Below are 16,353 nucleotides of genomic sequence, written 5' to 3'. Positions count from 1 at the left end.
ATGTTGATATTTAAAAGTCAAATCTTATTATATTTTATATTTAAAAATTGGAAAATTTCCTCTTTAAAATTTGTTGGATATGCAATTTGCTTTATAAAAAATGTCGATTCATTAGGAGTCAAAATTTTGATATCTGCAGCTCCCCAAATTCTTTGAATCACTCCCTGATGGATTTCAAGAGCTCTTATTCCTTGAATTGGGATTTCTTGATTTTTTTTTAGTAAAATTCCACTTTCAATGAAAAATCTTTGATTTGTAAGTACGATATTTTTATTAAAATTTGAAATAATTTTAGAAATTAAAGGAGAAGAACAAAGAAATAGTATAAAGAAATAAGAAAATGAAGAACTATTCGAAACTAAACTTGGAAGAAACATAAGATATAATATTAAACCAAATAAAATATTTGGAATTGTATCTGACCAATGAATAGAAATTTTATGAAGAATTCTTTCTCCACTCTTTAAGTTTAAGGTCATACTATCTCCTTATTAAATTAAAGCAATTAAAATCTAATAAATCTGAAGTAAAACCATTTTATGGAATCTATTAAAAAAAACAACCTTCCTTTGACGACATATTATTGTTTTAATACAAATTTTTAAAAAATAATTAAAAGTGTATGTCAAAAGCTATTTAAATATTGAGAAGCTAAAATTGAAAAATCCATAGAATTGAAAATTTTTAAAATATTCTGATTTTTATTTCGAACTTCATTAAGAGAAAAACAAGCATAACTCGGTAAACTTAAAACACATTGAAAAGAATTTATGTTTTTTTTATCATGCTTCAAATATTTTTCTATTTCACTGGCATATATTCCTTTATACTTTACAATTGGATATAAATAAATAATTTGAGTTAAAAAATTAATAAATTTTATACTTTTATTCTCAACATATTTATTCTGAATAAGAAAATACATTCCATGCGCAACGGCAATTCCATGTGGAATTCTTTTTATTCTATCTTCCTCACACAATGCTTCAATTATATGTGCTAATGTATGACCAAAATTTAGTGATGATCGTATTACACTATTTTCAAAAGGATCTTGATTAACAATATTCATCTTATATGAGATGTGTTTTAAAAAAAATTGAATTGAGTTTATAAAATTATATTCACCTTGGCATATGTCATTAAATATAGGTAAATCTTCATCGAAAGAACCATACAACCAAGAATGCTTTAATGCTTCACACATCCCTGAAATAATTTCAATTTGAGGCAATGTTTGAAAAAATTCGGGTACGCAATAAAACTCTTTTGCATTATAAAAAAGACCAATTTGATTTTTACCAAAAGGTGTGAAATTAACACCTGTTTTTCCACCGACAGCAGCATCAATCGTTGCTAATAATGAAGTTGCTAAATAAGTGATTGGAAGTTTACATATACCTGCAATAAAACCAGAGATATCAAGAGTTATTCCTCCACCTATGGCAATAATTTCTTCACAATCAGATGAAATTTCTCTTAATATTTGAGTCATTGATTCTAAATTTTTATTTGTTTCACTTGCTTCATAAAGAAATATTTTTTTTGCACTGACTAAATTTAAATATTTTTTATAAAAATTCGCGTCAATAATATAAAATATTTTACTTGAAGCCTTCTTATTTAAAATATCTATTATCTGTTTTTTTTCTACAAAATTAATATCTAATGAATTGCCATTTAGTGCAAAATTCTGTTGATTTTGCGTAAATCCTCTCTTATATATTTGACAAGCGACTTGAAAGACTTCTTCATCATAAAAATTTCGAAATTCAGGTTTTGAATTCCTATGATATCCTTTAAAAAAGAAATCTTGTAGAATAGATTTTAATTCTTTTTCTTTATTTAAAATGATGTTTATCATATATTTCCCTAAAATTTTGAAGCATGAACTGATCGGCAAGTACAAGCCAACACATTGCTTCAACAATTGGAACGGCACGTGGTAAAACACATGGGTCATGCCTTCCTTGTGGTATAGAAAATTTTATTTCAGTAGGATTTTGCTTTGTAACTGTTTCTTGCTCTTTATAAATTGTAGAAATAGGTTTAAATCCGACACTAAATTCAATTGGCATTCCATTCGAAATACCCCCTTGAATTCCTCCTGATCTATTACTTTTAGTAAGAATTTTTCCTTCATTATTAATATAAAAAGGATCATTATTTTCACTACCCATTAAATAAGTTGCATCCAATCCATTGCCAATTTCAAAGCTTTTACTTGCGGGGATACTCAACATGGCTTTAGCTAATTCAGCTTCAAGTTTATCAAAAACTGGTTCACCAATTCCTGTCGGAACAGAAGAAGCAACACATCGAATCACACCCCCAAGAGAATCACCTTGCTCCTTTGCCGAAAGAATTGCTCTCTTCATAAGTTCACTCGCATTAGAATCTGGACAACGGATTTCACTTTTTTCAATATTTTCAATAATAAGATCTGAGTGATTTACATGAGCATTTATATTAGATATTCTTTGTACCCAAGCCATTACATTTATAGCAGGAAAAATAGATTGCAAATATGCTTTAGCCACTGCGGAGGCCGCAACTCTGCCCACCGTTTCTCTCGCACTGGCTCTTCCTCCTCCGCTTTTAGATGTCAAACCATATTTTATTTTTGTTGTGTAATCCGCATGTCCAGGACGAAAAATATTCTCTAGTTGAGAATAATCCCTTGGCTTTTTATCTTGATTACGAATAATTATAGTTATGGGTGTTCCTAAAGTAACAGAATTCTCAGTACCAGAAATAATTTCACATTTGTCGCTTTCTGCACGCTCAGTCGTAAAAAGATTCTGTCCTGGTTTTCTTCTGTCTAATAAGGCTTGAATTATTTCTTCATCTAGATACAAACCAGCAGGACAGCCATCTATCACACATCCCAAAGCAACTCCATGTGATTCACCAAATGTTGTCACTTTAAATAATCTACCAAAAGTGTTCGCCATAAATTTATGCCTCAGTTATTTTAAATTGAAAACCTAAATCTTTGAGCTGTTGAAAAAACATTGGAGCTGTTTTCTCAACACAGGATGGATTTTCTATAGATATATTTTGAGCAAATGATGCTAAAATAAATCCACTCATTACAAATCGATGATCAACAAATGTTTTCCATTGACCGACAAGATTATTGAGCCCTTTTTTGAAAGGATAAACTCGAAATCCATCTACAAATTCATCACATTGAATATTTAATGCTCTCAAATTATTTATAAAACAAGATATTCTATCACTTTCATGATGGCGTATATGAATGATATTTCTAATTTCTATGGGTTCAGCTGCAAATAGTGCAATTATTCCCATAGTCAATGCTTGATCACTTAATTTAGAAAAATTGAAAGTAAAATTTCCTTTTGGCTTTTCATACACTTCTTTTCTAAACACAAATATTTCAGAATCAGTAAATTCTATAAGAGCACCTAATTCTTTTAAAAATGAAATAAAATGAAAATCAGGTTGCAAAGTTAATTGACCTAAATTTCTTATTCTTAAACTAAAATTATGTAAATAAGCTAGAGATATAAAATAACAACAAGTTGATGCATCTGCTTCAACCTGATAGCAGTCCGTTCCAATATTAAATGAAGGAAAAATTTGAAAATGAGTGAGTTCTTGATCGCACTTAATTTGTCCTCCAAAAGTTTCAATTGACTTTAAAGTCATTCTTACATAATCTGGCTGAACAAGATTATCTATTCTGTTAATGTTTATTAACGATTTTGCCCCAAATGCTGTAAAGATCAATCCACTTAAAAATTGGCCTGAAGTCTTACCACTTATTTTACAATTTCCAAAAATATTTGACGAAGATATTTGCATTGGTAATTTATCACAAGAAATATTTGCATTCATTTCTTTCAATGCATGAACAATTTCGTAAATAGGTCGTTTAATAAGCTGATCATCTGCATTTGTAAGAACTTTAATTTTACTAAATTTTGGAAAAGTCTTTTGCCAATTTAATATAACTGCAGGAAAAAAACGAGCTAAAGTACCTGCTTTCCCATAATATATTTCAAAATAATTTTGAAAATTTTCAATAGGGGGGTAAATTATTACACTTTTTTCAGAATAATTTACTTTAATACGAAATCCTAAAGAACTTAAAGCTTGCAAGCCCCAATATGAATCTTCAGAAAAAAGAAAACCTTCAATTTTAGTCACTCTTGCACTCATTCCAGCAAGGACAATGGCACGGTTTGTAAAACTTTTAGAACCATAAATTGACATATCAATTTGCATGATATTATTGCGTTGAATTACGAAAATTTCTTTTACATTCTTTTTTTCATCGATTGAAGAAAAAAAATATTTTTTATTTTCTTTATCCATATGCTCTCTGACAAATATATTACTTTTATTTATTCTAAGAATATTTCTAAAAAATAAAAATAAATTTTTAATTTTTTACTTATTTGAAAATCAAAAAAATAAAATATTGTTAAAAAACATTTGTATTCCAAGATATTGTAATCATATAATAAACTCAGTTGTTTGACAATTAAATACACAGCCAGTTCAAAAATTGGGTTGGCACACCCACAAGGAGATCCTTATGACTTTCATTAGAATCAGTCTATTTATTTTCTTACTTATTTTTTCAATTGGCAGCTATGCAACAAATCGAGACCCCCTGGTGCTTGTCCATGGATTTTCAGGCTGGGGACGTCATGAACTTCTTGGCTATAAATACTGGGGAGGGTTTAATGATCTACAGGAAGATCTTAAAGTTTATAACGGAAAAGTTTTTACCGCATCTGTTGGTAAATTTAGCTCTAACTACGATCGTGCGGTTGATCTCTATGCACAAATTAAAGGAGGTTGTGCAGATTATGGAGAAGCCCATGCAAAAAGATTTAAACATGCTCGTTTTGGTCGCTGTTATCCAGAACCGCTTTATCCAGAATGGGATCAAAATCATAAAATCCATTTGCTTGGTCACAGTCAAGGAGGACAAACGATTCGAGTTCTATTGAATTTACTTCGAGAAGGTTATAAAGAAGAAATGCTTGTAAGTTCTACTGATGTCGCAGAACTATTTAGAGGAAATAATAGTTGGGTAACAAGTATAACAACAGTATCAACTCCAAATAATGGAACTTCACTAACACATTTAGCAGACGTTTTTTTACCTACGTCTCAATTTTTAATCACTTCAATGGCAGCAATAGCAAGTGCACTCGGAGTAGAACCCTTTTTAGATTTTAAATTAGAGCAATGGAATTTAGTAAAAGGAAAAAATGAAAGTATTCCAGCGTTTTTAAAAAGAGCATATCAATCCTATATTTGGAATACAAATGATATTAGCAAATGGGATCTCAGCCCTGAAGGAGCACATATTTTTAATACATCAGATAAGGAATATGATGATACTTATTATTTTTCATATTCAACGCAATCAACAGCAATAAACATTCCATTTACAAACTGCCAAATTTCAATTTTAACATTTTTAAGCTTTCCTGCAAATGCAATTGGCTGCTTCACACACAAATACCCTGGAAAGATTGAAATAAATGAAAAATGGCTAGCTAACGATGGAGTTGTAAATACGATTAGTATGGCGTCTCCATTTAATAAAAAGCGTGTTTTTTATGATGGCACTGTTCAAAAAGGGATTTGGAATGATATGGGAATAAAACATGGTTGGGATCACTTAGAAATAATAGGAGCCGTTCCGAATCCAATTAAACCCTATTGGAAAATCAAAGAATTTTATGAACAACATTTAAATTTATTACATTCACTTTAACTATTCTTCAGAATTTTTAAACGAATCTTTAAGTAAACTTTTATACTCATCAGACTTTTTAAATTCTTCAATAGCATTCCTCAAAGTTTTCACAAGAGCTTGAGGAGTGCTTTTTGCAGTTGCAATATATATTTTTTCAGAGTCAATTGTACGTCCATATGAGATATGCTCTAAATTTATATTGTTTATTTTAAATGATGTCATTCCACTTAATTTATCGGTGTACCATGCATCAATTTTTTTAAGAATTAATTTTTTTACATTTGTTTCGTCTAGAGTAGATGTTTCATAGCTCAACTGCGCCTCTTTTAATGTTATTTCATATGACGAGCCATTGAGAACTCCAGTTTTTAAATTTTTTGCACTCTTTAAATCATTAATAGCACTTTTGCCTTTTAGTCTAAAAAATGTTGTATCGTTATTATATAAATGTGATACCCAATTATATTTACTCTCCCTTTCATTATTCCTTGTAAGTGGCAATATAAAAGTTGCTTTGTCAGTGTTTAACAAAGCCTCAAGCTGGGCTCTTTTCCAAGGAAGCCATAACATATTATATTTAAAATTAATTTTTTTTAATGATGCACTGATAATTTTTCCAGCCAACCCTCCGACACGATTGTCACTCAATTTTTCTGTCTGATAAATAAATGCTTCCGTTGTTAAAGTAATTTTATTGACTTCTTTTCCAAATAACTTAGAACTAAATAGAGTTAAAACAATTATTATCATTAAATTAAGGATTCTTTTCATAATTAAAACCTTCCTTTAACAAATGTTCTACTATGTAAATAAAAATTCATAGTCTTGCAAAGATTCAGTCAAATATTTGTCATATTTTTTAATGTTTTACTTTTAAAACTTTATGTTTTTATAAATAGCTAAGAGCTTTAGCTATTGAAAATGTAAAAAAGGGTTTATTTTCATAATAAATATTTCTATTAGAAAGAATTTTTGCTGCTTTTAAATCTAATATTTTTAATTGATCTTTTAATCTTTTATTTAAAAAACTAACTTCACATTCAATAGTAATTGCACACATAGATAAATCAGTTTGTCCGTACAACATGCGTTCATAGATTGCATGACCAAAAATAAATGGAACTTTTACATTATTTATTTTTGCTATCAAACACCCCCCCTCATCAAACATAGTCATATAATCTTGCTCACGCATCCTATTTGGAGGAGATTTGCACCAAGGAAATTCTGCATGTTCATCGAAAGCAAAAAATTGCCGCATATTTAACGCAGACTTTGTTTTAGGAAATGAATACCAAATTTGTGCATTAAAAAAGTCATGCCAATTCTCAAGACGAGTTCTTACTTCACCAAGCAAAAAAATGCGTGGCTCATAGAGACCTTCAAAGCCTTCCTTAACACGCATACCTCTTTGGAGAACAAAGTTAATTTTTTGACCACTCCAAGAACAAATAAAACTTGGAAGATGCACATTTAAATCGTTTAACTGTGGCCAAGAACAGAAGTTTGAAAAAACCTTTCCATATGGCATAATTGGAAAGAACAGTTCAGAGCATTTTAAAAATTGCGAATTCCAACTTCTAAATGTAAGTTGGGGTACAATGTGTTCTTTTTTTTCAACCCTTGATTCATTAGGGTGTGCCATGTATTTAGCCTCACTATATATCGTTATTGACCTTGATCCCGAAGTTGTGCCTTCCGATCGAGATCGTCTTTTACGCTCTCTCCGTGAAAAATTAAAGCAAAAATTCACTCATCGCATTACCATTCGAGCGGATGAAGAAGAAACATCTTTAGCGATTGCTATGTTCGATGACAATTATGAAAGAATTAAAGCGCGACTAGATGAAATTCATGAACGAGTAGATGCAGCAGGTGAGGCAAGAATTCGCTTTCATCAAGGACAAATATTTTGTTGGTTTAATGGGCGATTTGTTGAAACAAATGAAAGCCTAGCTTACAGTGAAGAAAATTTGAGCGAGTTTAATCAACAATCAAATATTTCTAAAACATTTCGTGCACGAGAAAAAACAATTGTGTACACAGATAAGGATGATGATGATATAACAGCACCTATATCATCTAGGTTTTCAAGAAGGAATATAAGAATTCCAACACGAAAGTGAGTCTTCTCAATGAATTCATCAAAAAGAAAAGTTTTTTTCAGCCTTGCTGCAATTGTAGCGTGCATCTCTCTCGGCCAATATTTAAATGTATTTCCAATATTCCCGAATGCTAACTCCGAAGAAAATAATATAAAAGATATTATAAAAGACATTAAAAAAGTACCAAAAAAAAATATTGGATACTTAACCTGTTCATCTCTTTCCGAAAGAATGAAAGATTTTTTAAAAAACCATTATATTTATCGTTCATTTGATAAAGAAATATCAGCAAGAACTTTTGATACTTTTTTTAAGTTACTCGATCCAAATAAACTTTATTTTACTCAAGATGACATCGATTTATTTAGAAAACAAGAAGTTGATTTATTTAAGAATCTAACTAGTATTGATTGTCGATTTATTAGTGGCGAAAATGGTGTGTATGAAAAATATAAAAAGAGAGTTGCAGAAGCAACCTTAGCATCTAAGGGAATTATCCAAGAAAAAATTAATTTTAGTATTGATGAGTATATAGAAACTGATAGAAAAAAACTAGATTGGGCTAAATCTCCAAAAGAATTAACTGAACGGTGGAGAAAAACAATTAAGTTTATTCTTTTAAATATGAAGGATACTGATGATGTTGAAAAGATACGAAAGCGTTTAATAAGACGTTATGAAATGATAAAAAAAGATGTTGATAATCGCACAAATGATGATATCAATTCACTTTTTTTAAATTCCTTTGCACTTTCTCTCGATCCCCATTCAAGCTTTTTAACGCCAACCGACAATACCCAATTCCAAATTGAATTTAGTTTAAAACTCGTTGGTATTGGCGCAACACTCAGAAGTATTGATGGATATACAGTTATTGATGCTATTGTTCCAGGTGGAGCTGCTGCAAAAGATGGAAGGATAAAAAAGAATGACAAAATTACAGCTGTTGACTCTGGAGATGGTTCTGGAATGCAAGATGTCATCGAGATGGATTTAAATAAAGTTGTCCAACTTATAAGAGGTAAAGAAGGCACCATTGTAAAACTTGCTATTCTTCGTAAAGAAACAGATGGCAAAATGAGTCGTAATATAATTACTCTGAAAAGAGCCGTAGTCCAAATAAAAGATTACCAAGCTAAAAGTGAAATATTAAATTTAGAAAATAAAAAAATAGGAGTTATTAATCTACCTAACTTTTATATTGATTATAAGGAATGCCAAGACGCCCCTAGAATATGCCGCAGTTCGTCTAATGATATGGCGCGTGAAGTTAAGAAACTAAAAGCTCAAAAGGTTGATGGAATTCTTATAGATTTACGAAGAAATGGGGGGGGAGATCTTACCGAAACTCAAAAAATAGTTGGTCTTTTCATTAAAGATCCTGTGGTAACCCAAGTTGAAGATAGAGAAAGACAAGTTCGCTCAATTGATTCTGAAAATAAAGACGCTCTTTACACGGGCCCTCTTGCAATTCTAGTAAGCAAATACTCGGCCTCAGCCTCTGAAATTTTATCAGGTGCAGTTCAAGATTATGGTAGAGGTCTTATTGTTGGAGACTCACGCACTTTTGGAAAAGGAACTGTCCAAACAATTTTTGAGGTGCCAGGGACAAATGGTCGTCAATCAGATGGTGCCATTCATGTTACAATTGCAAAGTTTTTTAGACCAAGCGGCAAAAGTAATCAAGAAAAAGGAATAATATCAGATATTATTATACCAGATATTATAGATGCCACAGATATTGGTGAACAAGAAAATGATTATGCTTTACCATATACAACTATTAAACCCTCACGAGATTTTAAACCAGAAAGAAATTTCAGAGAAATTATTCCAAAATTACAAAAATTAAGTGCTGAAAGAGTTGAAAAATCAAGTGAATTTAAAAAAATAACTGAAGCTATGGAAAAAGTTAAAAATGATAAAAACACTCTTGTTTCTTTAAAAGAATTAGATAAAGTTGATCCTAAAAAAAGCGCTGATAAGAAACCAATAGCTAAAAAGACACCGACACGAAAAGATCCTGAAGCAGATTTAATGAATGATGAAGAAGAAAATGCTGATTTTTCTGCAAAAGTAATTAGAAAAAATGATATTGTTCTTAGAGAAGCTTCGAATATACTTATAGACAGCGCCAAATTAATTGATTTTAATTCAAAACAGGAATAAATCTCATTCCTAAAGGCTAGGATGAATCTTCTACTCTTCAAGAAACTTGATCCTTTATATAACATAATATCAAAAAAAAAGAGTAGATTGAATCATCTTTTATATTTTAACTTTTAATTTTTATAAAATTTCCAAAAGAAAGAAAATAGCAATGAGCTCAAAAGTATATGACATTCTTATTCTTGGTGGTGGTCCAACCGGATTATTTGCAGCTTTTTATGCCGGTATGCGCAATGCAAGCTGTAAAATTGTTGATTCTATGCCAGCCTTAGGCGGACGCTTGACAGCTGTTTATCCTGAAAAATTTATTTATGATGTTGCTGGATTTCCTAAAATATTAGCAAAAGATCTAGTTGATAATTTAATCGAGCAAATTAAGCCATATCAAACAGAAATATGCTTAAATGAAACCTCCCAATCCTTAGTTCGCAATGCAGAAGGTATTTGGGAGTTAACCACTCACAAAGATGTACATCTTGCCAAAACTATTATCATAGCTGCAGGAGTGGGTTCGTATAGTCCTAAAAAACACCAAGCTATCGGATCTGAAAAGTTTGAAGACAAAGGTATCTCTTATGCTGTTATTGAAAAATCAATCTATAAAAATCGAAACGTAGTTATTGCAGGAGGCGGAGATTCTGCACTTGATTGGGCAAATGAATTTGTAAATATTGCTAAATCAGTGACCTTAGTGCATCGATCCGATAAATTTCGCGCACACGATGATTCTGTCTCTAAGTTGCAAAAGACAAATGCTCGAGTTATTTTAAATTCCGAAGTAACAGAGTTTCTTGGAAATGAAAAGCTAGAAAAAATTCACATTAAAGGGATTGAAAACGATTTAGATGAAATTATTCAAGTTGATGATGCACTTATTATGTTTGGCTTTAACAGCTCCTTAGGCAAAATAAAAGAATGGGGTCTTGAACTCGTGGGTAATGGAATTTGTGTTAATGAAAAAATGGAGACAAATTTACCAGGAATTTTTGCTGCGGGTGACATTGCAAAATATGCAGCAAAGCTTGATCTCATTGTTACTGGTTTTTCTGAAGCAGCAATTGCAGTTGCCTTCGCAAAAATATTTATAAATCCAAAAGAAAAAGCACAGCCCATGCATTCAACAACTCTCATGGAAATAAAAGAAAAAAAAGAAAAGCGCTTAAACAAAATTTAATTTTTTATCGCTAAAAGGAGAAAATTATGAAGCTAGCACTTATTTTTAGTTTTATCACTTTAACAACTCTTGTTGGTTGTCAAACTTCATCAAAAGATGATATTGATAAGACTGTAAAAGTTAAATTAGAAGGTAAAAGTAATTCAAATGCAAGTGGACAAATTCAAATTTCAGAATTTTCAAATGGTGGAATTCAAATTTCGGGTAAAATTTCAGGTCTCTCACCTAATGGAACGCATGGTTTCCACTTTCATGAAAATGGCGATTGTTCCGATTTAGAAGCTATGAAAGCGGGAGGCCATTTTAATCCTGATAAAACCCACACTCATGGAAAATCAATTGCAAATAGTGAATATGATCATCAACACGCAGGTGATCTTGGCAATATTATATCAGATGAATCTGGTAATGCTAATATTAAAATCATTATAAAATCTCCTGCTCTTACATTAAGTGAAGAAAATAAATATTCTCTTATTGGTCGTGCTCTAGTCATTCATGCTAATAAAGATGATGAAAAAACAGCTCCTGCAGGAAATGCGGGTAAAAGAATTCTTTGCGGTGTCATTAAAGACTAAAATACAAAATCGGGACAAATAATAAAAAGTAACTTATAATAAACTTATCTTTTATTATATAGGAAAAAATATGTCCCCAAATCACTTTAAAACATCTATTAACTTTATTTCTTTAAATAAAGAACAAATAAATCAAGATATAAATAGAGAATGGCTCGTAACAAATGGCTTAGGAAGCTATGCCTCAGGCACATTATCAAGTATTCTCACGCGCCGCTACCATGGACTTTTTGTAATTGCTAAAAAACCTCCGTTAGGTAGAGTCCTTTATGTTAGTAAAATAGAAGAAGAAATAGAGTATTCTGGTAATAAGTTTTTATTAAGCTCAAATAAATGGGAAGGCAGTGAAGAACTCTTTCCAAAAGGATATCAGCATATTGAAAGTTTTTATTTAGATGATGATGTCCCAACATGGCACTATAAATGCAATGAACTGTTGCTTGAAAAAAAATACTTCTTTGAATTTGAAAAAAATACATTTTATATTACTTATAAAATATTAAATGATTTTATAGATAAAAATGTTTTGATAACCAGTAAACTTTTTGTAAATAACAGAGATTTTCACGCACTGAATAAAGATATCAATATTATATCTCGGTACGAAAATGGACATATTCATTTTCTTGATCAAAAAAATGAATTATTATTCTCGGCATATTCAGATTTTGAAAATATTCTTGAAAGCGATATATTATATTTTAACTATCAGTTAGATGCAGAAAAAGAGAGAGGTTTTGATTTTATTGAAAATCATAAATGTGCGACAATTTTTACGACAAATTTAAGTCAAGAAAAAAAAGAAGCTCATATTATTTTAAGCACTGAGGATAGTTTTAATAATAATCCCAATTATATTTTAACAAAAATTAAAGAAAAAAATAAGAAGAATTTATTTAAATTTTCTCAAAATAATTTCACACCTCAATGGATCTCTCAAATACTTTATTCAGCCGAACATTTTATCGTTAAGCGTGAGAACCAAAATGATTCCGATTCAAAAAGCATTTTAGCTGGCTATCATTGGTTTGGTGATTGGGGCAGAGATACAATGATCAGTCTACCTGGATTGTGTTGCGCCACAGGGCAATATTCAATTGCGAAATCAATTTTAGAAAATTATGCAAAATATCTCGATCAAGGAATGATTCCTAATCGATTTTCTGATTATGGAGAAACACCTGAATACAATACAGTAGATGCAACATTATGGTATATTGAAGCCATTGCAAACTATTTTAAGTATACAAATGATATAAAGTTTTTAAAATATATTTACCCTGTTCTTAAAGAAATTATTGACTCCTATTTTAAAGGAACACGCTTTAATATTAAGTGTGATATTAAAGATGGCCTTATTTATGCAGGAGAAAAAGGTCTACAATTAACTTGGATGGATGCAAAAGCAAATAATGTTGTTTTTACAGAACGCATTGGAAAACCCATAGAAGTCAATGCACTTTGGTACAATGCTTTAAAAAATATGATTGAGTATTCTAAAATTCTTAACATAAAAAATGAATTTTATTTTGAATTATCAGAAAAAATTGAACTTAATTTTATAAAGTATTGGGATGATAATCTTCAATATTGCTATGATGTTATTGACTCTCCCGAAGGCAACGATAACAGTTTACGCCCAAACCAAATCATAGCCTTGTCATTGCCTTTTTGTCCTTTAAATTCATTTCAAAAAAAATCTATAATTGATATCTGTGGAAAAAAACTTCTTACCCTTTATGGATTACGCAGTCTTGCAAAAGACTCAGCAAATTACAAAGGAAAATATATTGGTGATCACTTTACAAGAGATGCTTCTTATCATCAAGGCACATCTTGGAGCTGGTTACTTGGGGTTTATGCTATTGCCTATTTTAATGTAACACACAATGCTTCTGTTGCTCTTGGCTTTGTTGAACCACTTGCAAAACATTTAAATGAATCCGGAGTTGGTTTTATCAGTGAAATATTTGATGGAGATTCCCCTTACCAAGCTCGTGGTTGTATTGCGCAAGCTTGGGGAGTTGCAGAAACACTACGTGCTTGGAAAATTATTTCTCCCCATGTGGATTCTTTAAAACAAGATAATTATTTAATAAAAAACATGATTTAAATCAATTTTCAACTTTAAATCCTATCATCATAGCAGCTGTTAAATGCTCAGCAATATGACAATGAGCCATCCATTTTCCTATATTTGAAGCTTCTAATAATATATCCACAGTATGACCCGTTTTAACTAAAAATGTATCTTTCCAAGCCAAATTTGGATTTTTAACGTTATTATCAGACAACACTAAAAATTTTTGTCCATGAAAATGAATTGGATGTTGCATGGGATGTTTTGAATTTGGATCATTAAATATTCTTATTTTATAATATTGCCCTTTTTTAAAAATCCAATTTACATCCATATTTATTTTGTTGGTTTCTAGATCTATAAGTTGCCAAGTGACATCTTTTGAAGTCATAAAAGAATTCATTGTGGGCATATTGTCTTCCCATTCAATTTCAGGATTTTCTCCGTGTCCTGAATGATCCATTTTCATATCAACAGAAATTTTTAACTGCTTATCAACCTTTTTATCAAAATATTTTGAGATAGAACTTATTTCATTCTTAAGTTCTTTATTTTCTTTTAACTGTAAGAAATTCTTTTCATAAGAAATCTCAGATTTATTATTTCCGACAATAATTATTCCAAAATTCTGACTTTTTTCTGGAGTTGAATTTTGAATATTATAAGTTCCTTTATTTTTAAAAAGAACATCTATTGTATAACGTTCTGATGGAGAAATAGTTATATTATCAATCCACTGTTGTTGCACATAAGGGCTTGCATCGGCTGCAACTAATTTTATTTTTGCATTTGGTATCTTAAAATTAAATGTTCTTGTATTTGCCGTATTGGTAAGATAAAATCGAATAACATCACCTTCATTTATTTTTTCTTTGTAATTATCAACTCCATTTATAAGTAAAATATTTCCAAAACGTCCCATTGCAGCATAATTCGCTCTATTTTTATAGAAAGGCTGGGCTTTTGGATCTAATAAATAATCACTTAACATGAGAGGTATTATTTTATTTACCTGTAAAATTCTTTTTTCACTTTCTTGTTTTACAATAAAATTACCATATAAGCCCATATTTTGAGAATAATCTTCTCGAATATGTGGATGATACCAGTAAACACCTGCATCAGGAAATGTAAGTTTATAATCAAAAGATTCTCCTGGTTTAACAGGCGCTTTTTGTCCTAAACCAACCGCCCCATCAAAACGATAATCTAAGCGTAAGCCATGTGAATGAAGGGTTTGATCAGTTTCTGTTTTATTTATAAATTTGATATTAATTTTTGCGCCTTTTTGAATCTCAAGAATAGGACCAGGAATACTTCCATTATATGCATACCGCTTAATTATTTTGCCACCAATTTTCTGCTTTACTTCGCTTGCAATCAAAGTGAAATTTTGTCCATCTTTTAATTGAATACTTTCAGTTTTTTTGACAAATGGAAGTCCTTCTGTTGATTTAGAAAACTCTTCATTATCACTCTTATTAAGCAATGAAGAATTTTCATGGTGATCATGAGTCTTTTCAGAAAAAACTGGATTCACTATTAAAAATGATAATAAGAAAACGGCTTTTTTAAAATTCAATTCATTCATATGTTCAACCTCAAATATTAAACGATTGAGTTTATGATATAGCCTCCATCTACAAATAAACACTCACCAGTGATATAAGTTGATGCATTTGAAGCAAACAAGAACAAGGCACCGTTCAATTCGTCAAATTCACCTTTACGTGCAACTGGAATTGATCTTTTTAAAAGTTCTTGTCCAGCTTCTGATTTAACAAATGCAGAGTTTATATCTGTTTCAAAAAAACCGGGTGCAATTGCATTCACTCGGATACCAAATTGAGCGTATTCTAATGCTAATTTTTGTGTTAAAGAAACAACAGCGGATTTAGAGATTCCATAAATTGAATTGCCTATACGCGCTCTATTTGCTACTGTTGAAGAGATATTAATAATACTTCCTTTGATGGAATATTTATGCATATATTTTGCAGTTATATTTGAAATATTCCAAACTGACTTTAAATTTGTATCTATAATTTCATCCCAATCTTCTAAAGTTACATCTAATATTGGACGTTTAACTCTTGCAGTGCACCCAGCGTTATTAATAAGAATATCCACTCCTTCAATTTGAGAATATAATTCTTTTAATTTTTCTTCAGATTCTTTGAATTTTGTCACATCTAATATAAGCATTTTTGCTTTACCATTATTTGCTTTAATTTCATTAACAACTTCATTTAACAATTGCTCTCTTCTTCCGCATACAATTACAAATGCTCCTGCATTTGCTAAAGTTAGAGCATAATGACGACCAAGCCCAGAAGAAGCACCTGTTATAAGAATTTTTTTATTTTTTACTGAAAACAATTTATTTTGCATATTAGAAAATATCCCATTTTTTGAAATTGTTATAAAAAGCATTGACCAATTTATGTATAAGCGGTGTACTTCATCCTAAAATAACAGTACTAAAGAGTGATTGCTATTTA

General features: G+C 30.5%; 14 protein-coding genes. 6 read left to right on the top strand and 8 right to left on the bottom strand.

What is annotated here, in order from left to right:
- Positions 1-17: 17 nt before the first annotated feature.
- From GCL57_RS02245 to aroA, 4 genes are all read right to left on the bottom strand, one after another.
- The gene (locus tag GCL57_RS02245; protein WP_152211634.1) at positions 18-479 is read right to left on the bottom strand and encodes a PH domain-containing protein; all 462 of its coding nucleotides are present in this window, start codon (positions 477-479) and stop codon (positions 18-20) included.
- A gap of 146 nt (positions 480-625) precedes the next feature.
- Positions 626-1,864 carry a 3-dehydroquinate synthase family protein gene (locus GCL57_RS02240; RefSeq protein WP_161597556.1) on the bottom strand — a complete coding sequence of 413 codons (1,239 nt, stop codon included), beginning with the start codon at positions 1,862-1,864 and terminating at the stop codon, positions 626-628.
- A complete protein-coding gene (aroC, locus tag GCL57_RS02235; protein ID WP_152211632.1) occupies positions 1,842-2,954 on the bottom strand; it encodes a chorismate synthase in 1,113 nt (370 codons plus the stop codon). The genes GCL57_RS02240 and aroC overlap by 23 nt, the downstream gene beginning before the upstream one ends.
- A 4-nt stretch (positions 2,955-2,958) precedes the next feature.
- The gene (aroA, locus tag GCL57_RS02230) at positions 2,959-4,344 is read right to left on the bottom strand and encodes a 3-phosphoshikimate 1-carboxyvinyltransferase (protein WP_152211631.1); all 1,386 of its coding nucleotides are present in this window, start codon (positions 4,342-4,344) and stop codon (positions 2,959-2,961) included.
- 223 nt (positions 4,345-4,567) lie between these two features.
- On the opposite strand from aroA, the gene GCL57_RS02225 reads away from it, so the two are divergent.
- Positions 4,568-5,764, top strand: coding sequence for an esterase/lipase family protein (locus tag GCL57_RS02225; protein ID WP_152211630.1), 1,197 nt, complete (start codon positions 4,568-4,570; stop codon positions 5,762-5,764).
- On the opposite strand, the gene GCL57_RS02220 is transcribed toward GCL57_RS02225, so the two are convergent.
- Positions 5,765-6,517 carry a substrate-binding periplasmic protein gene (locus GCL57_RS02220; RefSeq protein WP_152211629.1) on the bottom strand — a complete coding sequence of 251 codons (753 nt, stop codon included), beginning with the start codon at positions 6,515-6,517 and terminating at the stop codon, positions 5,765-5,767. It lies immediately after the preceding gene.
- A 118-nt stretch (positions 6,518-6,635) separates the two neighbouring features.
- On the bottom strand, positions 6,636-7,391 hold the full coding sequence (locus tag GCL57_RS02215; protein ID WP_152211628.1) for a DUF3025 domain-containing protein: 756 nt from the start codon (positions 7,389-7,391) through the stop codon (positions 6,636-6,638).
- Here GCL57_RS02215 and GCL57_RS02210 point away from each other — a divergent pair.
- The 5 genes from GCL57_RS02210 to GCL57_RS02190 all read left to right on the top strand — a co-directional run bounded on the left by GCL57_RS02210 (position 7,390) and on the right by GCL57_RS02190 (position 13,885).
- Entirely contained in the window at positions 7,390-7,872 is a 483-nt protein-coding gene (locus GCL57_RS02210) for a hypothetical protein (protein WP_152211627.1), read from the top strand. The two genes, GCL57_RS02215 and GCL57_RS02210, sit on opposite strands and share 2 nt — an antisense overlap.
- 9 nt (positions 7,873-7,881) lie before the next feature.
- Complete coding sequence (locus tag GCL57_RS02205) at positions 7,882-10,020, top strand: carboxy terminal-processing peptidase (protein WP_152211626.1); 2,139 nt, start codon at positions 7,882-7,884, stop codon at positions 10,018-10,020.
- Between the two features lie 151 nt (positions 10,021-10,171).
- Positions 10,172-11,194 carry an NAD(P)/FAD-dependent oxidoreductase gene (locus GCL57_RS02200; protein WP_152211625.1) on the top strand — a complete coding sequence of 341 codons (1,023 nt, stop codon included), beginning with the start codon at positions 10,172-10,174 and terminating at the stop codon, positions 11,192-11,194.
- 26 nt (positions 11,195-11,220) lie between these two features.
- Positions 11,221-11,772 carry a superoxide dismutase family protein gene (locus tag GCL57_RS02195; RefSeq protein WP_152211624.1) on the top strand — a complete coding sequence of 184 codons (552 nt, stop codon included), beginning with the start codon at positions 11,221-11,223 and terminating at the stop codon, positions 11,770-11,772.
- 70 nt (positions 11,773-11,842) lie between these two features.
- Positions 11,843-13,885 (top strand): amylo-alpha-1,6-glucosidase, encoded by a 2,043-nt coding sequence (locus GCL57_RS02190; RefSeq protein WP_152211623.1) that lies wholly within the window; start codon positions 11,843-11,845, stop codon positions 13,883-13,885.
- Between the two features lies 1 nt (position 13,886).
- Here GCL57_RS02190 and GCL57_RS02185 read toward each other — a convergent pair whose 3' ends face one another.
- A complete protein-coding gene (locus GCL57_RS02185; protein WP_152211622.1) occupies positions 13,887-15,443 on the bottom strand; it encodes a multicopper oxidase family protein in 1,557 nt (518 codons plus the stop codon).
- A gap of 17 nt (positions 15,444-15,460) precedes the next feature.
- Positions 15,461-16,243, bottom strand: coding sequence for an SDR family NAD(P)-dependent oxidoreductase (locus tag GCL57_RS02180; RefSeq protein WP_161597555.1), 783 nt, complete (start codon positions 16,241-16,243; stop codon positions 15,461-15,463).
- Positions 16,244-16,353: the final 110 nt, after the last annotated feature.

The sequence above is a fragment of the Fluviispira multicolorata genome, from assembly GCF_009208585.1.
In the GTDB taxonomy this organism is placed as follows: domain Bacteria; phylum Bdellovibrionota_B; class Oligoflexia; order Silvanigrellales; family Silvanigrellaceae; genus Silvanigrella; species Silvanigrella multicolorata.
Note: the sequence above shows the minus strand (reverse complement) of the source record. Positions and strands in the feature narration are given on the sequence as shown.